This is a genomic window from bacterium (assembly GCA_040757115.1).
In the GTDB taxonomy this organism is placed as follows: Bacteria; UBA9089; CG2-30-40-21; order CG2-30-40-21; family SBAY01; genus JBFLXS01.
Map to the genome: position 1 here is coordinate 1 of JBFLYA010000448.1, position 1,280 is coordinate 1,280.

At 34.8% G+C, this 1,280-nt stretch carries 2 protein-coding genes; both read left to right on the forward strand.

Annotated features, from left to right (window positions below; genetic code table 11):
* The first annotated feature begins 221 nt into the window (after positions 1-221).
* On the forward strand, positions 222-653 hold the full coding sequence (locus tag AB1422_19550) for a thiamine-phosphate pyrophosphorylase (GenBank protein ID MEW6621497.1): 432 nt from the start codon (positions 222-224) through the stop codon (positions 651-653).
* Positions 628-1,197 carry a thiamine phosphate synthase gene (gene thiE / locus AB1422_19555; GenBank protein ID MEW6621498.1) on the forward strand — a complete coding sequence of 190 codons (570 nt, stop codon included), beginning with the start codon at positions 628-630 and terminating at the stop codon, positions 1,195-1,197. Before AB1422_19550 ends, thiE begins: the two co-directional genes overlap by 26 nt.
* Positions 1,198-1,280 lie beyond the last annotated feature (83 nt).

A 1,280-nucleotide genomic window follows, 5' to 3' on the forward strand; every position in this document is an offset into this window, starting at 1 on the left:
AAAGGAAAGAGATAATTTTACATTTTGATATGTAATTTTTATATTTGCTTTTTGCATTTTGCTCTTTGGAGGAAATCCCTTTTGGACACCAAATCTGCATAGATTTCACTATTAGAGTTATTTTCAGACACTACCGAAAATAGAGGATAGAAGTCAGATTTTATAAGGTTCCTTAATATCTGTCTTCTAATTTCTGTCCTTTGACTTCTGATAAATAGACTATGGAAGACAAAATATACCGAATTATTGATGCCAATATAAATCGAGCAAAAGAAGGAATAAGAGTTGTAGAAGATGTATGTCGATTTGTTTTAGAAGATGAAGAACTAACCTCAAAACTAAAAAAAATCCGTCATCAAATCGGAAAATTAACACATAAGTTAGTCAATTATTCCTCACTTTTAACCTCAAGGGATAGCGAATGTGACCCAGGGTTATCCATCTCCGCCCAAAATAAGGGAAAAAGAAAGGATTATGTGGATTTAGTTATTTCAAATATGTGTCGTGCTGAGGAGTCCTGTCGTGTTCTGGAAGAAATTAGTAAACTCAAAGACGAAAATCTAAGCTTTGAATTCGAGAAAATCCGCTATGCTCTGTATTTATTAGAAAAAGAGGTAGTTAAAATAATTGAAAGGTCTGTATGCAATTGTTGATTATGAATTATTTGGAGAAAAAATGGACGAAGTTACCCAACAGATAATTGCGGCTGGGGTAAAAATAATTCAATTTAGGGCTAAAAATCTGACCGATAGAGAATTTATCAATCACGCCTTAAAACTCCGCAAATTAACTCAAGGGATAACCTTCATCATTAATGACCGTGTAGATATTGCCTTAGCCGTAGAGGCAGATGGTGTCCATCTTGGCCAGGATGATATGCCTATTTCTTTGGCTCGTCCGTTACTCAAAAATAAAATAATCGGTCTATCAACTCATAATTTTGAGCAAGCAATTAAAGCCACTAAAGAGAAAATAGATTATCTTGCCATTGGACCTATCTATCAAACCACCACGAAAAAAAATGCAATAAAACCTATTGGTCCTGAAATAATCCAGAAAATTAAACAGATAACCTCAATACCTGTTGTTGCTATTGGCGGTATTAATGAAGGAAATATTGAGGGAGTAATTAAAGCAGGAGCAGATGTCATTGCCATTGCCTCGGGATTATTAAACAAAAATTCCCTATTAAGGTGAGCCATAGCCCTCTGTCACGGGCCTTATCTTTACCCATAAGTTTTACTGGACGATGTTACATTCATTCACAATTCGCAATTCAC